This is a genomic window from Erwinia papayae (assembly GCF_058241465.1).
In genome coordinates this window covers 1,793,249-1,813,007 of sequence record NZ_JBZCHT010000009.1, presented here as the reverse complement: position 1 = coordinate 1,813,007, position 19,759 = coordinate 1,793,249, and the positions used below count along the sequence as shown (strand labels likewise).

Genomic DNA, 19,759 nt, shown 5'->3' with positions numbered 1-19,759 from the left:
GATATGGATTTTTTTAGTACGCATAACATTCTGGTTCATATTCCTCTGGGCACCGGGGGATACGATCTTTCATGGATCGAGGCGATTGGCACCGTGGCGGGGCTGCTCTGCATCTGGCTGGCCAGCCTGGAAAAAATCACCAATTATGCTTTCGGACTGATCAACGTCACGCTCTTCGCCGTGATCTTCTTTCAGATTCAGCTCTATGCCAGCCTGCTGTTACAGATTTTTTTCTTCGTAGCCAATATTTATGGCTGGTATGCGTGGAGCCGACAGACGGCAGACAATCAGAACCTGTTGCAGATCCGCTGGATGAGTCTGCCAAAAAGGTTGGGATGGACGATAGCATGCATTGTGGCTGTTGCATTGATGACGGTATATATCAATCCGGTTTTTGGTTGGCTGACCAGGGTGGCGGTGTCGTTGATGCAGGCGCTGGGTATGTCGGTAATGATGCCTGTGCTACAGCCGGATGCTTTCCCGTTTTGGGACGCCTGCCTGCTGGTGCTGTCGGTGGTAGCGATGATCCTGATGACGCGGAAATATGTTGAAAACTGGCTGCTCTGGGTAGTGGTCAATATTATCAGTGTGATGATTTTCGCCCGCCAGGGTGTCTATGCCATGTCGCTGGAGTACGCTGTTTTAACCCTGATTGCCCTGAACGGCTGCTGGCTGTGGATTAAAAACGCCCGTCAGGGCGCTCAGTGATGATGGTGGGCATGCCCACCGTTGTTCAGACTTAACCCACAGTCGCTGTCTTCGCAACGCTGATATTCCATCTGCACCGTGGCGTGTTCAATCTGATAGTTTTCATGCAAAAAGCCATGAATACGCCGCAGCAGGGCATCGTGGTCATGAGGCGGGACAACCTGCACATGCAGGGTCATTACCGGTTTTTCGCCCACCTGCCATACATGCAAATGATGAACATTGCGCACTTCAGCAATCCCACGGGTTAATGCCCGCTGTACTTTTTCCACGTCCAGTGAGGCAGGTGCGCCTTCCAGCAGCTCATGCAGGCTCTCTTTCAGCAAGGTCCAGGCACTGCGCAATACCAGCATTGAAACCAGTACCGACAGCAGAGGGTCAATGGGGGTCCAGCCGGTAAAAATGATGATCAGCGCGGCGACAATGGCTCCAACCGAACCCAGCAGATCGCCCATCACATGCAATGCGGCGGCGCGCACATTAAGGTTTTTCTCCTCATTTCCCTGATGCAGCAGCCAGAAGGACAGCAGATTCGCCAGCAGTCCGGCCACGGCAATACCCAACATGAAGCTCCCCATTACCGGGGCCGGGTGCAGAAAGCGTTGCACGGCTTCCCAGACGATCAGTGCAGTGATCGCAACCAGAGCAATAGCGTTGACAAAAGCGGCCAGCGTGGTCAGCCGTAAAAGGCCAAAAGTATGGCGGGAATTGGGTTTACGCCTGGCAAACTGCACCGCCAGCAGGGCCATCAACAAGGCTGCGGTATCGGTGAGCATATGTCCGGCGTCAGCCAGCAAAGCAAGCGAGCCGGACAGTAAACCCCCGATGACTTCTGCCACCATAAAAACGGCGGTCACCAGAAAAGCAGCCAACAGCCTACTGCGATTACTGTTGGATTCAGAGTGGGTGTGTGCCATAGATTTCCGTTTTCTAAATTTACCTGGTTCAATGATATCAACTAATTCAGGGCAGCAGGAGAGCGATGTTGTGCGATACCCCGTAAGGTCTGAGTTCAGAACGACCTTGAGCACTACGCGGAATGTCCTCCGTTCGCCACTTTTTTCGGGCAGGTCGGTGGCTGCGGGTGTTAACAGCTAACCCTTTTCTCCAACGGCAAAAGGAGATTTTCAGATTATCGGCCATCTTTCATCAGTCATGCGGCAGGGATGAGTTGAAATAAAAAAGGAGAGCCGAAGCTCTCCCCGATGACAACGAGTGAAATGGATTACTGGGTGGTGCCGTCAGTTTTGGTATTCGCATCCGGTCCAACTTTCTTGTTCACGTCCGGACATTTACCGTCTTTACACTCGCTGTTTTTGTGAACCTGGGTAGCCGTCATCTTTTTAGTATGGTGTTTAGTTTTTTTATGATGGGTAGTGGCATCACCCGTATTGTTAATTTTACTGTTATCAACCCCATTAGGAGCCAGTTTCTGAGCGGCGCCACCAGACACGGCACCCGCAGCAGCGGCCTGATTAGCTGTGCCATTGTTGCTGTCTTCGGCCATTGCTGCGCCACCAGTCAGAGTCATCGCTGCTGTCAGAAATACAATTGCAAACTTATTCATCATCATTCTCCATCACTATTTGCACTTTGCAGAACCAGGCCCAATTGCAGGCGGCTGGATAAAGGTCTTTCATCTGAGGCAATCTTCTTGAGAAGTTACCTGAGCCAGATTGGTAACAAGGAATTGTTTTAAAATGTTGATAACAAAGTGTAGTTAAGAACCCCAAAACAGCAAACCAGTGTGAAAGGAATTTGCGCAAAGTTGATTTACAGCATCCGGCCCACACGATAAATTGGAGGAGATACGCCCGTTGCAAGTTACGGTTTAGAAAATATCTGGAAAGACTATGAATTATCAGAACGATGACTTAAGAATCAAAGAGATAAAAGAATTACTTCCTCCTGTTGCTTTATTAGAAAAGTTTCCGGCTACTGAAAAGGCGGCGCAAACCGTTGCCAGCGCCCGCCAGGCTATTCATCATATTCTGAAAAAGAGTGACGATCGGCTGTTAGTGGTCATTGGTCCCTGCTCGATTCACGATACCGTTGCGGCAAAAGAGTATGCCGGACGTCTGCTGAAGCTGCGTGAAGAACTCAGTGATTCGCTGGAAGTAGTGATGCGGGTTTACTTTGAAAAACCTCGTACGACGGTAGGCTGGAAAGGGTTGATCAACGATCCGCATATGGATGGCAGTTTTCAGATCAACGATGGTCTGCGCATTGCCCGTAAATTGCTGCTGGAGATTAACGATACCGGGCTGCCCACTGCGGGAGAGTTCCTGGATATGATCTCTCCGCAATATGTCGCTGACCTGATGAGCTGGGGAGCGATTGGTGCACGTACCACGGAGTCACAGGTTCATCGTGAGCTGTCATCCGGATTATCCTGTCCGGTTGGTTTTAAAAACGGTACGGATGGCACGATCAAAGTGGCGATTGATGCCATCAATGCTGCCAGCGCACCACACTGTTTCCTCTCAGTGACCAAATATGGACATTCTGCCATCGTTGAAACCGCCGGCAACAGCGACTGCCACATTATCCTGCGCGGTGGTAAGGAACCTAATTACAGTGCACACCATGTCAGTCAGGTTAAAGCCGGACTGGAGAAATCGGGTCTCGACCCGCAGGTCATGATTGACTTCAGCCATGCCAACAGCAGCAAACAATTTCAGAAACAGCTGACCGTCGCTGAAGATGTTGCACAGCAGATTGCTGGCGGTGAAAAGGCAATTATCGGGGTGATGATTGAGAGCCATCTGGTTGAGGGTAATCAGAGTCTGGAAAGCGGTGAAGCGCTGGTGTATGGCAAAAGCGTGACGGATGCCTGCATCGGTTGGGAAGATACGGAGAACGTGTTACGCCAACTGGCTGAAGCCGTAAGGCGTCGTAAAACTGGCTCTGGTGTCTGAATAACAACCCCACCGGTGGTGGGGTTTGACGTTATACAGGATCAAAAATTACTTCGCTTTACCCTGGTTAGCCACGGCAGCCGCTTTGGCTGCAATCTCGTCGGCATCACCCAGATAGTAGTGTTTGACTGGTTTGAAGTTTTCGTCAAATTCATACACCAGTGGCACACCGGTAGGGATATTCAGTTCGAGGATCTCTTCTTCACTCATATTGTCGAGATATTTCACCAGCGCACGCAGCGAGTTACCGTGAGCAGCGATGATCACTTTCTCGCCTTTTTTCATGCGTGGCAGAATGGATTCATTCCAGTAAGGCAATACGCGATCGATGGTCAGCGCCAGGCTTTCGGTGGTAGGGAGCTGCTCAGCAGTCAGTGACGCATAACGCGGGTCATGGCCGGGAAAACGCTCATCAGCACGATCCAGCTCTGGTGGGGTTACTGCAAAACCACGACGCCACTGTTTAACCTGCTCGTCACCGTATTTCTGGGCCGTTTCCGCTTTGTCCAGACCCTGAAGTGCACCGTAATGGCGCTCATTCAGACGCCATGATTTCTCCACAGGTAACCATACCTGATCCACTTCATCCAGAATGTTCCACAGCGTGTGGATGGCACGTTTCAGCACGGAGGTGTAAGCGAAATCGAAGGTAAATCCTTCTTTTTTCAGCAGCTGACCCGCTGCTTTCGCTTCGGTACGCCCTTTATCGGAAAGGTCCACATCGTACCATCCGGTAAAGCGGTTTTCGTTATTCCACTGGCTTTCGCCGTGACGTACCAGAACCAGCTTGGTTACAGCCATTGCTTAACTCCTTAATAATCTGACGTTTCTGAGATAATGGTAAACCGAAAATTGCCTGATGCAGCCGTCGCAATTTTTGCTGGTCAATACCATAGCTGAAATCTTCACGGCAAGTAAGCCTGTAGCGTACACCATGCGCGATTTTCATGCGCTCAGTCAAATGCTGTCAGACGATAGTGGGTCACTGACTGATACGATTCACCTGGCTGCAACCAGCAGTCAGGTTGGGGCCACTCCGGATGATTTGGCGAGTCGGGCAGAAACTCACTTTCCAGCGCGATCCCCTGAAATGCACCATAAACACCCTGTTCGCGAGCCGGCGTACCTTGCAGATAGTTGCCAGAATAAAATTGCAAAGCGGGGGCGGTGGTGAACACGCTGAGTTCAAGCTTACCATCCGCTGACCACAGCCGGGCGGCGGGCTGCGAGGCGCTCTCTTTATTCAACAGGAAAGCATGATCGTAGCCCTTCACCGCACGCTGGTCGTCATCCTGTAAAAAGTCCTGCGCCACGAGTTTTGGCTGGCTGAAGTCGAAGCTGGTGCCTGTCACTTGTTTTAAATCGCCGTTCGGAATGCCTTCACCGTCAACCGGCAGATAATGTGTGGCATTAAGTTGCAGGCGATGATGGCGGGCATCACCATGTTCGGCATCCAGATTGAAGTAGGCGTGGTTGGTCAGATTGACCGGGCAGGGTTGGTCGACTTCTGCCCCGAAACTGACTGACACCGTATTATCATCATCCAGCCGGTAAAGCAGCGTGACCTTTAAATTTCCGGGATAGCCCTGATCGCCATCGGCAGAAACCAGCTGATATTCCACTTCCTGCTCTGCCTGACGCACTATCTGCCAACGGCGATAATGAAAGCCGGTCGGGCCGCCATGCAACTGATGTGCGCCCTGATTTGCCACCAGTTGCCAGCTTTTACCCTCTCTGCTGAAGGTCGAGTGGGCAATGCGATTGGCGTACCGGCCTATCGCTGCGCCCAGATAGGCTGACTGATGCAGATAATCGGAGGGTGTGGCGCAGCCCAGCAGCGCCTCACGCACCGTGCCGTCATGCATTGGTACGCGGGCGGAGAGCCAGGTGGCCCCCCAGTCCATAAATGTTGCTACCATACCCCCGGCATTTCGCAAGGTGGTGATATGCCACGGCTGACCATCCGGGGCATGAGAAGTTTGTTCGTTCAGCATTGTCCTGCTCCCGCCGAAGCTTTGCAGACATAAAAGGTTTCTTTAATCCCGGATTTCGCTTCGTACTGTTCTGCCACGGCGGTTCTCACGGTATCGACCAGCGCCTGTGGCATCAACGCCACCACGCAGCCACCAAAACCCCCGCCGGTCATACGCACGCCACCGCGTTCACCCAGCGTGGCTTTGACAATCTCAACCAGCATATCAATCGGCGGTACGGTAATTTCGAAGTCATCGCGCATCGAAGCATGAGATTCTGCCATCAGCACGGCCATCCGCGAAAGATCGCCTTTTGCCAGCGCATCGGCGGCTTCCAGCGTGCGGGCATTCTCGGTCAGTACGTGGCGAACGCGTTTTGCCACCACAGGATCCAACTGCTGTTCGACCGCTTTAAACTGGTTCAGTTCCACATCGCGCAGTGACGTCTGGCTGAAGAAGCGTGCGCCGGTTTCACACTGCTGACGGCGGGTATTGTATTCACTTCCCACCAGACTGCGGCGGAAGTTTGAATTAATGATTACCACGGCAATATCTTCCGGCATAGGTACAGGGCGGGTGCCCAGCGTCCGGCAATCCAGTAGCATGGCATGATCTTTTTTGCCCAGGGCGGAAATCAGTTGATCCATAATGCCGCAGTTACAGCCGACGAACTGATTTTCTGCTTCCTGTCCGTTCAGCGCAATCCCGGCCCCGTCCAGCGACAGATGATAGATTTGCTGGAAAACCGTACCGACCGCGACCTCAAGAGAGGCTGAAGAGCTGAGACCTGCCCCCTGTGGCACGTCCCCGCTAATCACCATATCCATGCCGCCAAAGCTGGCATCGCGTTTTTGCAGATGTTTCACCACGCCGCGCACATAGTTTGCCCACATCTGATCCGGATGGCTGAGAATCGGTTGATCGAGAGAAAAAATATCCTGCTGATTATCGTAATCCGCCGCGATCACCCGAATTTGCCGGTCGTCACGTTTCGCGCAGGCAATCACCGTCTGGTAATCAATGGCGCAGGGCAGAACAAAACCGTCATTGTAATCAGTGTGTTCACCAATAAGATTCACCCGACCTGGTGCCTGGATGGTGTGGCTGGCCTGATAGCCAAATTGATCGGCAAAAATCTGGTGGGCAGAGGTCTTTAAAGTCATTGTTATGCTCCCGTCTCGCGGAAATGAATATCACTGACGGAACGCAGACGCTCTGCTGCCTGCTCCGCCGTTAAATCGCGTTGCGTTTCTGCCAGCATTTCATAGCCCACCATAAACTTGCGCACTGTGGCAGAGCGCAATAACGGCGGGTAGAAATGGGCGTGTAACTGCCAGTGTTCGTTGGCTTCGCCATTGAACGGTGCGCCATGCCAGCCCATTGAGTAGGGGAAAGAGCACTGGAACAGGTTGTCATAGCGGCTGGTCAGTTTTTTCAGCGCCAGCGCTAAGTCCCGGCGCTGGGCATCGGTCAGCTCAACCAGGCGTTTGATATGCGCTTTAGGTAACAGCAAGGTTTCGAATGGCCAGGCTGCCCACCACGGGACCACTGCCAGCCAGTGTTCGGTTTCCACTACCGTCCGGCTGCCATCTTTCAGCTCGCGGGTGGTGTAATCCAGCAACATCGGTGACTGATGCTGTTGGAAATAAGTGCGCTGCAAATCGTCTTCACGTTTTGCTTCATTTGGCAGAAAACTGTTCGCCCAGATCTGGCCGTGCGGATGGGGATTTGAGCAGCCCATCGCCGCCCCTTTATTCTCAAATACCTGCACCCAGGGATAGTGTTGCCCCAGGTCGGCCGTCTGCTCCTGCCAGGTGCGTACTATCTGCTCCAGCGCGGTAAGAGAAAGCTCCGGCAGCGTTTTGCTGTGATCGGGTGAAAAGCAGATCACCCGGCTGGTTCCTCGCGCACTTTCACATCGCATCAGCGGATCGTCACTCTCTGCGGCATCCGGCGTGTCGGTCATCAGCGCGGCAAAATCATTGGTAAAAACCCAGGTGCTGGTGTAATCAGGATTTTTATCACCCGTAACGCGACTGTTGCCAGGACAGAGAAAGCAGTCAGGATCGTGAGCGGGAAGTTGTTGTGATGATGCCGTCTCCTGCGCACCCTGCCAGGGACGCTTCGCCCGATGAGGTGAAACCAGAATCCACTGATCGGACAGCGGGTTGTAGCGGCGGTGCGGGTGGTCGACCGGGTTGAATTTTTGCATGTTAAATCCTGATAGCCTTCTTATGCCTCGGGTGATTAAAAAAAAATAGCACAAAGCCGGGTAATAAAGCGTGATCGAGTCTGGATAAATGGAATCGTTTACACAAGGTGAAAAATCCTGATTATAAGGCGTTATGCCCTAATCATTCATGCATGTGAAACTCAAAGTGCAATATATTGGTAACGGTTACACTAAAATGATACGGGGCGTGTGGCCAGCGCACACTGGCCACAGGAGGTTGAACCGCGCTGAAGATCCTGGTTCAGTTTTGTCCAGATACGCGGGCTGCGGTGGGCATTCTGGCTACCGGCAGGGTCTTTCCATTGCTGGCATCGCTCAACATTCTGTCTTTTGCTGGTGATAGCGCCAGCTGTCTCCATCGGGGATAAAGGTCAGGCGATGGGTGATACACCGGGGCGCATCCGCAGCGTGATGAGAGACGAACAGCAGCTGAGTTTTGCCTTCGCCAATCAGCACATCAACAAAACGGCGCACCAGCTGGCGATTGATCGCGTCCAGCCCCTGCAAGGGTTCATCCAGAATTAACAGCGTGGGATGTTTCACCAGCGCTCGGGCAATCAGCACCAGCCGTTGCTGTCCCCATGACAGGGTGTTAAAGGGGGCATCGGCCACTGGCGTATCCATGCCAAGCAGGTGCAGCCACTGCCCGGCAAGAAAACGCTGGCGATCGGAAACCGCCTGGTAAATGCCAATCGAGTCAAAAAAGCCGGAGATAATCACGTTGCGAACGCTGCTGCTGATGTGGTAATCCAGATGCAGCGCGCTGCTGACGTAGCCGATGTGTTTTTTAATATCCCAGATAGTCTCGCCGCTGCCGCGACGACGGCCAAACAGGGTCAGATCGTTGCTGTAACCCTGTGGATGATCGCCGGTGACCAGGCTCAGAAGCGTGGATTTTCCTGCGCCATTGGGGCCAACAATTTGCCAGTGTTCCCCCGGATTCACCTGCCAGCTCAGCTGATTGATAACTGGCCGGTCGTTCCAGCTGACCACGCCGTTACGCAGGATGATAAGTGGCGTATCTGCCGCCAGTGCCGGTTGCTGGTCATTGTCAGACTCTGGCAGCGCCATGCCCTGTAAATTCTCACTGTGAGCCAGCTGCGCAATCAGGGCCTGGGCCAGGATCGTCTGGCGAGGACCAACCTCAATCAGTGAGCACTCCGCCAGTACACCCACGCTGTCAATAAAATCGGGAATGTCGTCAAAGCGATTTAAAATCAGCACCAGAGTGTGGCCCTGTTGGTGCAGCTCCGCCAGGATCTGCGTCAGACTGGCACGCGAAGCCACATCCAGCCCGTCAAAAGGCTCATCAAGAATAAGCAGGTCTGGCCGGGACATCAGTGCCTGGCACAGCAGCGTTTTACGGGTTTCACCGGTAGAGAGATATTTAAAACGGCGCGGCAGCAGTGGGGTGATGGCAAACTGGCTGGCAAGCTGCTGACAGCGAAGGGGATCTTTCACCTCATCCTGAATAATTTCGGCGGTGGTGCGTCCGCTATCCTCTTCATCAACACCGAGCATATCGGTGTTGTTACGTTGCCATTCATCCGCTACCAGTTTTTGTAACTGCTCCAGTGACAGGCGAAATGGTCGCAGAAAAGTACTTTCCAGTTGGCCTTTTCCGACGGGCAGCTCGCCGGAAAGTACCCGGGCCAGCGATGATTTCCCGCTGCCGTTAGCGCCGACAAAGGCCCAGGCTTCTCCGGCTCGCAGGCTGAAATCGCCCAGAGAGAGCGTCTGATTGCCGCCGGGGTAAAACTGGCCTTGCGAAATGTGCAACGTTGACATTCTTTATTCCATTTAGTGCATGACCTGCCCACTATGAATAATCGCTGGCGATGCTGTCAAATTACGGCTCAGCGTTCAGAGCAGCGTAGCGACAATCACCCGGTCTGCATCAAAATGCGCGATGACCTCCATACCCTGTTGAAGTTTTTGCTGCGCCACATGTTGCCTGGGCAGTGTGGCGCACAAGGTTTCGTTGCCTGGCAGGGTAATCAGCACTTCGCTGTGGGTGGTGCCGTGCTCAATATGCGTGAGGATGCCGCTCAGCTGGTTATCGGCTGTCGAACAGGCCAGGGTGACGTCAATCCACGGCGCTTTAATCAGAACCAGAACCTCTTTACCGTTTTCCAGCGCCAGCCGGTTAGCGCTCTGCTCCGTCAGCGCAGCGGTAATTCGGGTCGTGCCGTCTTTCAGTAAAATCTCTACCTGTTGCTGTACCGATTGCATTCGGCGTGCCACCACGGTGCCGTGCCACTGGTTTCGGGCACTGGTCTGAAGGGAAAGCCGGGCGATAGCCCCCAGCAGGCTGACGGGAGGGGCATCGTCCTGCAGAACATCAAATGCTTTTTGCTGGATCTGTTCCATCAGCGCAAACAGCTGGATTAATCGCTCGCCATAAGCGGTAAGCTGTGCGCCGCCGCCGCCTTTGCCCCCGGTTGAGCGGTCAACCAGTGGCCTTTCAGCTAACTGGTTCATCTCATTAACGGCGTCCCAGGCGCTTTTATAGCTGATGCCCGCCAGCCTGGCTCCCTGGCTGATTGAGCCGGTGTGGCGAATTTGTTTCAGCAATTCAATCCGGCGGGGGTCGGCAAACAACCGCTGTTGCAGTTTCAGGATCAGGGTAAGTTCGGCCTGCATAATGGCTCCTGGAAAAGGTCAGTGTCCTGATTTTACACGCCTGAATGCCGGACAGTAAAAATGGCTGAAACGCACAAAAGGTCAGTGCACTTTTTTTGGGCTGTCGATACTATAGCTTTTTTATATCAGACAGTGGAGACATCATGCTGGAATTACTGATTGGTCTGGGTGAAGCGATCCTGATGGTTCCCGTGGTGATGGCGATAATCCTGGGCCTGATTTATGGACTGGGTGAAGTCTTTAATATCATCTCTAAAATTGGTCACCGCGACCACCAGCCGGCAAAAAACCGGCAGTAACGCAATTTCCCTTCACGCCCGGCTTCTGCCGGGCGTCTGTTTTTATTGTTCTGGCTCAACTTCCTGCTATTTCTGCCGATAATCCCAATGACAGTGTTTTTTGTCTCGTTATAGTATCCCGTACATAACGACACCCTCTGGAGAACACCATGTCTGTGAAATTACGCTGTTTTTTTGCCGTTGCTGCTATCAGTATTGGCGCTGGCGGCTGTGCCGTTGCGGCAGATAACGTGACCGTTTTTGCGGCGGCCTCATTGACCAATGCCTTGCAGGAAATCGCCACGCAATATCAGAAAGATAATGCGGTGCAGGTGGTCAGTTCGTTTGCTTCATCTTCCACGCTGGCCCGCCAGATAGAGCAGGGGGCACCTGCCGATATCTTTATCTCTGCCGACCAGCAGTGGATGGACTATGTGGCTCAGAAAAAAGCCATTGATTCCGCAAGCCGTGTCACTCTGCTGGGCAACGATCTGGTGCTGGTGGCCCCGGCGGCGAGTCAGACGCAGCAGGTCCGGCTATCGACCTCCACCGACTGGAAAAGCTTGCTGAAGGGACAACGGCTCTCTGTCGGCGATCCGGACCACGTACCGGCAGGTATTTATGCCAGGGAAGCATTGCAACATCTCGGCGTCTGGTCTGAACTTGAGCCCCAACTTGCCAGAGGTAACAGCGTGCGTGCCGCACTGGCACTGGTAGAGCGCAATGAAACGCCTTATGGCATTGTTTATGGTTCGGATGCGGTAGCCAGTAAAAAAGTCACCGTGGTGGGATTGTTTCCTGAAAACAGCCACCGGCCGGTGGAATACCCGATGGCAATGGTTGGCGAACGTCACCCGGCCGCCGTATCCGGTTTTTATCAATATCTGAAAGGGCCGCAGGCGGCTGCGGTATTTAAACGTTACGGATTCACACCAAAATCATGATCCTGACCGAGCCCGAATGGCAGGCTGTTGCCCTCAGCCTGAAAGTCTCCACCGTTGCGGTGTTGTGCAGTCTGCCTTTCGGGGTACTGGTTGCCTGGCTGCTGGTGCGGTGTCGTTTTCCGGGTAAAACCCTGCTCGACAGCCTCGTCCATCTGCCGCTGGTACTGCCGCCGGTAGTCGTGGGATATCTGTTGCTGACAGGATTTGGCCGTCGCGGCCTGATTGGTGAATATCTTTACGACTGGTTTGGCTTCACCTTTGCTTTCAGCTGGCGCGGCGCGGCGCTGGCTTCAGCGGTGATAGCTTTTCCGCTGATGGTCAGGGCTATTCGTCTGGCGTTAGAAGGCGTGGATAGCAAAATCGAGCTGGCGGCCCGAACCCTGGGCGCTGGCCGCTGCCGGGTATTTTTTACCATCACCCTGCCGCTGATTTTTCCTGGGATCATCACCGGAATGGTGCTGGCTTTTGCCCGCTCGCTGGGGGAATTCGGTGCGACCATCACCTTTGTTTCCAATATTCCCGGCGAAACCCGGACCCTGCCTTCCGCTATGTACACGCTGATTGAAACGCCGGGTGCTGAAAACGCCGCCGCGCGACTTTGTGTCATGGCGATTGTGCTGGCACTGGTTTCTCTGTGGTTGTCGGAGTGGTTGTCCCGTTGGGGGCGTAAGCGTCTGGGGGGCAAATGTTAGAGCTGAACTTTACTCAGCGTCTTGGTGAACACCAGCTGAAAATTAATGCCCGCCTACCCGCGAAGGGAATTACCGCCATTTTTGGCGTCTCAGGGGCGGGGAAAACCTCATTGATTAATGCCATCGGCGGGCTGTCGCAGCCGCAGGAAGGGCATATTATGCTGAACGGCAGACCGCTGTTCGATGCGGCCAGACGGCTGAACCTGCCGCCGGAAAAACGCCGTATTGGTTATGTCTTTCAGGATGCGCGGCTGTTTCCGCACTATCGTGTGCGGGGCAATCTCAGCTATGGCATGGCGAAGTCGATGCGGCCGCAGTTTGACTCACTGATCACCTTGTTGGGCATAGCGCACCTGCTGGAGCGTTTTCCGGCAGAGCTGTCCGGCGGAGAAAAACAGCGCGTGGCTATTGGCCGGGCGTTACTGACGGCCCCGGAAATTTTGCTGATGGACGAGCCGCTGGCGTCACTGGATTTGCCACGTAAACGTGAGCTGATGCCGTATCTGCAATCGCTGGCGAAGCAGGTGGAAATTCCTGTCCTGTATGTCAGCCACAGCCTTGATGAAATTCTGCATCTGGCGGATAACGTCATGATACTGGATAACGGCGAGGTGAAGGCGCTGGATACGCTGGAGAAAGTCTGGGGCAGCAGCGCAATGCGACCGTGGTTGCCACGTTCAGAGCTCAGCAGCGTACTGCGGGTGCAGGTGCTGGAACAGCATCCGCACTACGCGATGACGGCGCTGTCGCTGGGCGATCAGCATATCTGGGTCAGTCGGATCGATGCGCCAGCGAAAACGCCGATGCGCATCCGTATCCAGTCAGACGATGTTTCGCTGGTGTTACAACCGCCGGTTAACAGCAGCATTCGCAACGTTATCCCGGCTCAGGTGGCAGAACTGCTGGATACGGACCAGCAGGTTGAGGTGAAACTGCTGGTTGGACTGAGCGAAATCTGGGCACGGATCACGCCGTGGGCCAGGGATGAACTGATGATCAAACCGGGAATGTGGTTGTATGCGCAAATTAAAAGCGTCGCCATCACCCCCTGAACAGTCTCAGAGTATTTCGCGATAAATCGTGTCGGCGATGCCTGTTTCGAGATTGCTGCCGATGGTGCGGCCCGCACGGGCCTTGATGGCGTCGTCGGCATTTCCCATCGCCACCCCCAGTCCCACCGTTTCCAGCATACTGAGATCGTTATAATTATCGCCGAAAGCCAGTACGTCACTCATCTGCAATCCTTGTGCGGCCACCCACTCTGCCAGCCGTTTTCCTTTACTGTTACCCGCTCTGGCAATATCCACCTGGTCATGCCAGGACCATTCACAGGCCAGACCGAGGGTGCTTTCCACCTTGTCGACAAACTGTTGCAGGGCAACGGTGTCCGGGTGGGAGAGGGCAAATTTCCAGATATTGTCAGCCTGGCGCGCGGCCTCTGCCAGATCCTCTACCTGAATAAAGACCGCACGCTGATGTTCTGGCAGCGTCAGTCCCCATTGCATGGTGCGGGTGACATGTCCGGTTTCGGTCTGCCAGAGCATGGCGTTGTCCACGTACAGCAGCCCGTGAATAGCTGATTCATCCAGCAGGGTAATAACCTGCTGAGCCTGCTCTTTGGGCAGGGGATCGGACTTTAGTACCTTTTTTGCATGATAATCATACAAATAGGTGCCATTACAGCAGATTGCAGGTGTATCCAGCGCCAGTGCCTGATAAAAAGGATGGATAGCAACATGATGGCGGCCGGTGACAATAATCACCTTAACGCCAGCCTCACGGGCCTTTTTCAGTGCGGTCAGTGACTCAGGAAGAATAGTTTTACGGGGTGTTAACAGGGTGCCATCGAGGTCCAACGCAATGATGCGATAACTCATAAACAGTTCCGGAAGTAACTGAACAGGAACGATCAAGTGTACACCGTGTGAGCGGCTTAACAAAACCAGCCGCGATAAAAGCTGCCTCGTCGGCAGAAAAAACGCGCTACGCTTTGCTGAAAAGATGATGCCGAGAAAGGAGAACTGATGAAACAAATCGTGTATACCGCCAGCCCGGAAAGCCAGCAGATCCATGTCTGGCAGCTTGACGATGAGGGCGCACTGACGCTGTTACAGGTTGTGGATGCGCCCGGGCAGGTACAGCCAATGGTGGTCAGTCCGGATAAACGTTTCCTCTATGTGGGAGTACGCCCGGCGTTTCGTATTGTCGCCTTTAAAATTAGCGCTGACGGTAAGCTGGCCGAGGCCGGTCACGCTGCGCTACCTGGCAGCCCGACGCATATCTCTACCGATCGTCGGGGACGCTTTATCTTCGTCGGGTCTTACAATGATGCCTGTGTCAGCGTTTCTCCGATCGGAGAAGATGGTCTGCCGGGAGCGCCGCTCCAGGTGATCAATGGCCTGGAGGGGTGTCACTCAGCAAACATTGATCCGGATAATAAGATCCTCTATGTCCCGGCGCTGAAGCAGGATCGCATTTGCCTGTTTGATTTGCAGGAAAACGGCGAGTTACAGCCACACCGACAGCCTCAGGTGAATACGTTGGCAGGCGCGGGCCCGCGGCATATGGTGTTTCATCCGGGCGGGCAATATGCTTACTGCATTAATGAGCTGAACAGTACCGTGGATGTCTGGCAGCTGAATAATGCCAGTGAAGAAGTCGAGCGGGTACAAAGTCTGGATATGATGACAGCGGATTTTACCGGTACACGTTGGGCAGCAGATATCCATCTGACGCCAGATGGCCGCCATCTGTACAGCTGTGATCGTACCGGCAGCATTCTGACCGCATTCAGCGTCAGTGAAGACGGGGGACAGTTGTCCGTCATCGGCTATCATCCTACCGAAACGCAGCCGCGTGGCTTTAATATTGATAACAGCGGCAACTACCTGGTGGCCGCCGGGCAGAAGTCACACCACATTGAAGTCAGTAAAATCAGTCCTCAGCAGGGGACGCTGCAACCGCTGGCGCGTTATGCCGTTGGCCAGGGACCGATGTGGGTGGTTATTACGGAAATCTGAGCAGTCAGCAATGGCATACAGGAAAAATAAAGGGGCGAATTTTCGCCCCTTACTTTGCCGCAGACGTCGCGACATACTCAGCTGTAGATCGCCGTAATCGACGCACTGCCAAGCTGATGGAAATGAATATTGAAGCCCAGATAAGCGCCACTGGCATTCTCATCCACCTCCAGTTTTTCCACGTCTAACGCATACACGGTGAAAATATAGCGGTGACTTTCACCTTTTGGTGGTGCTGCGCCGCCGTAACCAGCCTTGCCAAAATCGGTACGGGTCTGTACCGCACCGGATGGCAGTTCAGCCACGCCGGAACCGGCCCCCTGTGGCAACACGCGGGTATCCGCCGGCAGATTGGCGACGCCCCAGTGCCACCAGCCGGAACCGGTAGGCGCATCGGGATCATAGCAGGTGATGGCAAAACTTTTGGTGCCGGGCGGAACCTCGTCCCAGGCCAGATGCGGTGACAGATTATCACCGCTATAGCCCATGCCGTTGAACACCTGACGTTCAGGCAGCTTCGCGCCATCGTTAAAATCCTGGCTTAACAGTTTCATTCCACCTCCTGGTGTTTATTGATGTAACAGTTTCAGCAACGCTTCGGCTGCCGCAGCGGAAGATGCAGGGTTCTGCCCGGTGACCAGATGCCCATCGGTCAGGGTATAAACGCCCCAGTCCGCAGTCTTTTCATAGTGGGCCCCGAGCGCAGTCAACGCATCTTCGACCAGAAAAGGTACCACATCCGTCAATCCAACGGCGTGTTCTTCACTGTTGCTGAAGCCGGTCACGCGTTTTCCCGTCACCAGCATGCTGCCATCTGGCTTTTTGACATGACGCAGCACGCCGGGTGCATGGCAAACTGCGCCTACGGGTTTACCGTTGGCATAAAAATTTTCAATCAGTTCAATACTGTGCTGAACTTCCGCCAGGTCCCAGAGTGGACCATGACCACCCGGGTAAAAAACCGCATCGAACCTGCTGCTGTCGATAGTGGCCAGTTGTTGCGTGTTAGCCAGAGCCTGCTGGGCGGCAATATCCTTACGGAAACGTTCGGTATCAGATGTTTGTGCTGCCGGCTGATCACTGACCGGGTCCAGCGGCGGCTGGCCTCCGGCCGGAGAAGCCAGTACCACAGTTGCACCCGCATCGCGAAAGACATACCAGGGCGCGACAAATTCTTCCAGCCAGAAGCCGGTTTTTTTGCCGGTATCACCCAGCCGATCGTGAGACGTCAGCACCATCAATATTTTCATCACGCTCTCCTCAAGGGTGGTCGCCTGCCACTTTGATCAGTACCTTGCCGAAGTTTTTACCCTCCAGCATACCGATGAAAGTTTCCGGGGCGTTATCCAGTCCGTCAATGATGTCTTCGCGAAAGATGAAGCGGTCTTCCGCCACCCACTGGCTCATCTGACGGAAAAACTCGTCGAAGCGATGGCCGTAGTCCTGATTGATAATAAAACCCTGAACGCGAAGGCGTTTGCGCAGGATCGCGCTCTGAAATTGCGCAAGCTCTCCGGCAGTCCCACTTTTTTCAGTGCTGTTATAGTCCGCGATCAGGCCACATACCGGAATACGTCCTTTGGTGTTCATTAACGGCAGCACCGCATTGAAAACTTTGCCGCCTACGCTTTCAAAGTAGACATCAATGCCGTCGCGACAATAACGCTTAAGCGACCCGGCCAGTCCCTCACTGCGATGATCGAGACAGCGGTCAAAACCCAGCATCTCTTCGGCGTAGCGGCATTTATCTGCACCACCGGCAATGCCGACCACATAGCAGCCTTTCAGTTTGGCGATTTGGCCGACTATCGAGCCGACTGCACCGGTAGCCGCTGCCACCACCACGGTCTCACCCGGCTGCGGATTACCGATATCCAGCAGTCCCATATAGGCTGTGAAACCGGTCATCCCCAACATGCCCAGCGCCCAGGAGGGATGTTTCAACACCGGGCCATTAAGTTTGAATAAGCCCTGACCGTCAGACAGCGCAAAATCCTGCCAGCCGTTCTGGCTGACCACCCAGTCACCCACCTGGTAACCCTCATGGTTGGACTGTTCGACGACGGCAACCGTACCGGCACCAATTACCTCATTGATTTGCACTGGGGCAACATAGGAAGGCGCATCGCTCATCCGACCGCGCATATAAGGATCTAATGACAGCCAGACGGTGCGGAGTAACACCTGTCCTTGAGCGGGGTTGGGACGGTGTTCGGTTTCCATGCGGAAGTTGGCAGCGCCCGGTGCACCCTGGGGGCGTGAGGCAAGCAGGATGCGACGGTTGGTCTGTTTATCTTGCGGCATATTTTCCCTCCTTTATGACATGATATTGCCAGCTGAAAGGGTAGTGCATCTGTGTCAGTTGTGCCCGGACTGGACGGGTAGAGCATCACTGGCTGAAAAAAATATTATTCAGCAGAACTAAATGTTTTTACGGTTATGTATTATGACCGCTCTGTTTACTGTCAATATCAGAAGCGTTTATTGATGTGTTATTTCTGAATATATGGTGAAGCGGATTCCTGATGGTGAATGGTTTTTATTAATATGTTAACAGTTAGTTGTTAGCAAACCAGAAACGAATAAATTACCGGAAAGATGGCTGCTTTTTTTTCGGCTAATCAGCGGCAGAGATTCTTGCTGAGTCCTTTTATTTTGCACCTGATGTTGCAGCCAGATATCTTGCTGTATTTTGTTAAAAAAATCCGGTTATCTCCTGAAGTAAAATATTATATCAATTGAATAATTAGCCTGTTATCAGTTTTTAACTGAATTTAATTTGAACTGATGCTATTTACTTCTCACCATAAAAAGATAGAAAATGTTTTGCGGAAATTGATTTTGCTGGCAAGTAAATCAGCATTGTCTTATTTCTGCTGTTTTTTTCAGGAGATTACACACTGTAATATTGCGGAATTAAAAGGGACAAAAATGAATAAAAAAAATTTGATTTGTGGCATTGGTGCACTAATGGCAACGATGTTCGCCGGTAATACCGTTGCTGCAACAGATAGTGCGGTTGCAGGTGGCGTGATTACCTTCAGTGGCGCGGTCAGTGACACAACCTGTGATGTGACAACGAATAACGGATCTGATTTCACCGTTGACGTTTCGCCTGTCACCAGAGATGCATTAGGCACGGCGATTGGCGTAGTCAGCGCCAGCGCAACGCCTTTTACCATTAACGTTTCAGGTTGTACCGGCTTCGACAATACCAGTGCGGCCGCCCAGGCGCTGAATATTGTTTTCACAGGATCTAATGTTTCTGACGATATGAGTTATCTGAAAAATGAGTCAGGTTCGGCAGAGGGGGTAGGGATCGCTATTACCAGCGACGGTTCCACATTGCTGAAAATGAATGAAGCCATTGATACCGGCCTTAAGACCACTAAATTTACCACTACTGGTTCGTTTGATACCGGGGCGCAGGGAAACATGACTTTTTACGCCAATTATTATAATTATGGCGGCATCAACGCTAAAACAGGTTCGGTTGTGAGCACCGCTACCTATACATTCAGCTACGAATGATCTGATAACGGGAAGGCATTTGCCTTCCTGCTTTGCTAATTTTATTTCTGGAGGATCGGTGAGAAAAATTATTCTCCTCTCCATTTGCACTCTTTTCATTTTTCCGCTCAGAGCGAATGTGATTATTAATGCAACACGCATCATCTTTCCTGCTGGCAGCAAAAGCGTATCAGTGCAGCTTATCAACAAAAGTAAGGAGCAACATCTTATTCAGACCTGGATAGATGATGGTCGGCAAAATGAAAAACCGGAGAGTATCTCTACACCTTTCATGATTATTCCGCCGGTGGTAAAAATAAATGGTAATGATGGGCAGGTTTTAAAAATAAATCATAATCACCAGGTGACTGAACTACCTGATGATCGTGAGTCGGTTTTCTGGCTTAACGTACTGGATATTCCACCCACGCCTGAGAGTCTGGATACCGGTAAAAATTATATGCAGTTTGCTATTCGTAACCGAATAAAATTATTCTGGCGTCCGGAAAAATTAAATTTTTCACCCCGGGATATACCGCAGCATTTATCGATAATAAGTGATTCACACAAGGCCTGTGTTGATAATGCCACGCCCTATTATCTCACCGTCATTCAACTGATGAAATGGGATGGTAAAAGTCATCGCATACAGCAGGGAAAAAAGCAGGATAATCTGATCGATAAAACCCTCTTTATTCCTCCTTTCAGTTGTCTTGCACCGGCAGATAAATCATTCAGGCCGGCTTCAGGCAAATACCAGTTGGTATACATTGATGATTATGGCAGCCGCGTTCCTGTTATTGCGGTGCTGAAATAATAAAAAACGGATTTTATCGGGGA

General features: G+C 52.7%; 21 protein-coding genes. 9 read left to right on the top strand and 12 right to left on the bottom strand.

What is annotated here, in order from left to right:
• Window positions 1–3 precede the first annotated feature (3 nt).
• On the top strand, window positions 4–708 hold the full coding sequence (gene pnuC / locus AC3RPL_RS13365; protein ID WP_490740369.1) for a nicotinamide riboside transporter PnuC: 705 nt from the start codon (window positions 4–6) through the stop codon (window positions 706–708).
• Here the strand turns inward: pnuC and zitB are convergent.
• Together zitB and AC3RPL_RS13355 are read right to left on the bottom strand one after the other, a co-directional pair.
• Entirely contained in the window at window positions 702–1,625 is a 924-nt protein-coding gene (zitB, locus tag AC3RPL_RS13360; RefSeq protein WP_490740368.1) for a CDF family zinc transporter ZitB, read from the bottom strand. The two genes, pnuC and zitB, sit on opposite strands and share 7 nt — an antisense overlap.
• A gap of 308 nt (window positions 1,626–1,933) precedes the next feature.
• Entirely contained in the window at window positions 1,934–2,278 is a 345-nt protein-coding gene (locus AC3RPL_RS13355) for a protein YbgS (protein ID WP_034941576.1), read from the bottom strand.
• Between the two features lie 283 nt (window positions 2,279–2,561).
• Here AC3RPL_RS13355 and aroG point away from each other — a divergent pair, with 283 nt between their 5' ends.
• A complete protein-coding gene (aroG, locus tag AC3RPL_RS13350) occupies window positions 2,562–3,626 on the top strand; it encodes a 3-deoxy-7-phosphoheptulonate synthase AroG (protein ID WP_367166563.1) in 1,065 nt (354 codons plus the stop codon).
• A gap of 48 nt (window positions 3,627–3,674) precedes the next feature.
• Here aroG and gpmA read toward each other — a convergent pair whose 3' ends face one another.
• From gpmA to modE, 6 genes are all read right to left on the bottom strand, one after another.
• Window positions 3,675–4,427, bottom strand: a complete 753-nt coding sequence (gene gpmA / locus AC3RPL_RS13345; protein WP_034941572.1) for a 2,3-diphosphoglycerate-dependent phosphoglycerate mutase — start codon at window positions 4,425–4,427, stop codon at window positions 3,675–3,677.
• Between the two features lie 152 nt (window positions 4,428–4,579).
• Window positions 4,580–5,620, bottom strand: a complete 1,041-nt coding sequence (gene galM, locus AC3RPL_RS13340; protein WP_490740367.1) for a galactose-1-epimerase — start codon at window positions 5,618–5,620, stop codon at window positions 4,580–4,582.
• On the bottom strand, window positions 5,614–6,762 hold the full coding sequence (gene galK, locus AC3RPL_RS13335; RefSeq protein ID WP_490740366.1) for a galactokinase: 1,149 nt from the start codon (window positions 6,760–6,762) through the stop codon (window positions 5,614–5,616). Before galK ends, galM begins: the two co-directional genes overlap by 7 nt.
• 2 nt (window positions 6,763–6,764) lie before the next feature.
• On the bottom strand, window positions 6,765–7,811 hold the full coding sequence (gene galT, locus AC3RPL_RS13330; protein ID WP_490740365.1) for a galactose-1-phosphate uridylyltransferase: 1,047 nt from the start codon (window positions 7,809–7,811) through the stop codon (window positions 6,765–6,767).
• A gap of 336 nt (window positions 7,812–8,147) precedes the next feature.
• On the bottom strand, window positions 8,148–9,620 hold the full coding sequence (modF, locus tag AC3RPL_RS13325) for a molybdate ABC transporter ATP-binding protein ModF (RefSeq protein ID WP_490740364.1): 1,473 nt from the start codon (window positions 9,618–9,620) through the stop codon (window positions 8,148–8,150).
• A gap of 75 nt (window positions 9,621–9,695) precedes the next feature.
• On the bottom strand, window positions 9,696–10,475 hold the full coding sequence (gene modE / locus AC3RPL_RS13320; protein WP_490740363.1) for a molybdenum-dependent transcriptional regulator: 780 nt from the start codon (window positions 10,473–10,475) through the stop codon (window positions 9,696–9,698).
• 143 nt (window positions 10,476–10,618) lie between these two features.
• Here modE and AC3RPL_RS13315 point away from each other — a divergent pair, with 143 nt between their 5' ends.
• The 4 genes from AC3RPL_RS13315 to modC all read left to right on the top strand — a co-directional run bounded on the left by AC3RPL_RS13315 (window position 10,619) and on the right by modC (window position 13,441).
• The gene (locus AC3RPL_RS13315; protein WP_490740362.1) at window positions 10,619–10,774 is read left to right on the top strand and encodes an AcrZ family multidrug efflux pump-associated protein; all 156 of its coding nucleotides are present in this window, start codon (window positions 10,619–10,621) and stop codon (window positions 10,772–10,774) included.
• Window positions 10,775–10,923: 149 nt separating this feature from the next.
• On the top strand, window positions 10,924–11,697 hold the full coding sequence (modA, locus tag AC3RPL_RS13310; RefSeq protein WP_490740361.1) for a molybdate ABC transporter substrate-binding protein: 774 nt from the start codon (window positions 10,924–10,926) through the stop codon (window positions 11,695–11,697).
• A complete protein-coding gene (modB, locus tag AC3RPL_RS13305; RefSeq protein WP_367166556.1) occupies window positions 11,694–12,389 on the top strand; it encodes a molybdate ABC transporter permease subunit in 696 nt (231 codons plus the stop codon). The genes modA and modB overlap by 4 nt, the downstream gene beginning before the upstream one ends.
• A complete protein-coding gene (gene modC / locus AC3RPL_RS13300; protein ID WP_261641576.1) occupies window positions 12,383–13,441 on the top strand; it encodes a molybdenum ABC transporter ATP-binding protein ModC in 1,059 nt (352 codons plus the stop codon). The genes modB and modC overlap by 7 nt, the downstream gene beginning before the upstream one ends.
• Window positions 13,442–13,447: 6 nt before the next feature.
• Here modC and AC3RPL_RS13295 read toward each other — a convergent pair whose 3' ends face one another.
• Complete coding sequence (locus tag AC3RPL_RS13295) at window positions 13,448–14,266, bottom strand: pyridoxal phosphatase (RefSeq protein ID WP_490740360.1); 819 nt, start codon at window positions 14,264–14,266, stop codon at window positions 13,448–13,450.
• Window positions 14,267–14,413: 147 nt separating this feature from the next.
• Here AC3RPL_RS13295 and pgl point away from each other — a divergent pair, with 147 nt between their 5' ends.
• Complete coding sequence (pgl, locus tag AC3RPL_RS13290; protein ID WP_490740359.1) at window positions 14,414–15,409, top strand: 6-phosphogluconolactonase; 996 nt, start codon at window positions 14,414–14,416, stop codon at window positions 15,407–15,409.
• Window positions 15,410–15,486: 77 nt separating this feature from the next.
• Here pgl and AC3RPL_RS13285 read toward each other — a convergent pair whose 3' ends face one another.
• The 3 genes from AC3RPL_RS13285 to AC3RPL_RS13275 are packed head-to-tail and all read right to left on the bottom strand — an operon-like array spanning window position 15,487 to window position 17,713.
• The gene (locus AC3RPL_RS13285) at window positions 15,487–15,963 is read right to left on the bottom strand and encodes a kinase inhibitor (protein WP_034941547.1); all 477 of its coding nucleotides are present in this window, start codon (window positions 15,961–15,963) and stop codon (window positions 15,487–15,489) included.
• 15 nt (window positions 15,964–15,978) lie between these two features.
• Window positions 15,979–16,659 (bottom strand): type 1 glutamine amidotransferase domain-containing protein, encoded by a 681-nt coding sequence (locus tag AC3RPL_RS13280; RefSeq protein WP_490740358.1) that lies wholly within the window; start codon window positions 16,657–16,659, stop codon window positions 15,979–15,981.
• Between the two features lie 10 nt (window positions 16,660–16,669).
• A complete protein-coding gene (locus tag AC3RPL_RS13275; RefSeq protein WP_490740357.1) occupies window positions 16,670–17,713 on the bottom strand; it encodes an NADPH-dependent curcumin/dihydrocurcumin reductase in 1,044 nt (347 codons plus the stop codon).
• Window positions 17,714–18,340: 627 nt separating this feature from the next.
• Between AC3RPL_RS13275 and AC3RPL_RS13270 the strand changes: the two genes are divergently transcribed.
• Window positions 18,341–18,940 (top strand): fimbrial protein, encoded by a 600-nt coding sequence (locus tag AC3RPL_RS13270; RefSeq protein ID WP_490740356.1) that lies wholly within the window; start codon window positions 18,341–18,343, stop codon window positions 18,938–18,940.
• A gap of 58 nt (window positions 18,941–18,998) precedes the next feature.
• Complete coding sequence (locus AC3RPL_RS13265) at window positions 18,999–19,736, top strand: fimbrial biogenesis chaperone (protein WP_490740355.1); 738 nt, start codon at window positions 18,999–19,001, stop codon at window positions 19,734–19,736.
• The last annotated feature ends 23 nt before the right edge of the window (window positions 19,737–19,759 follow it).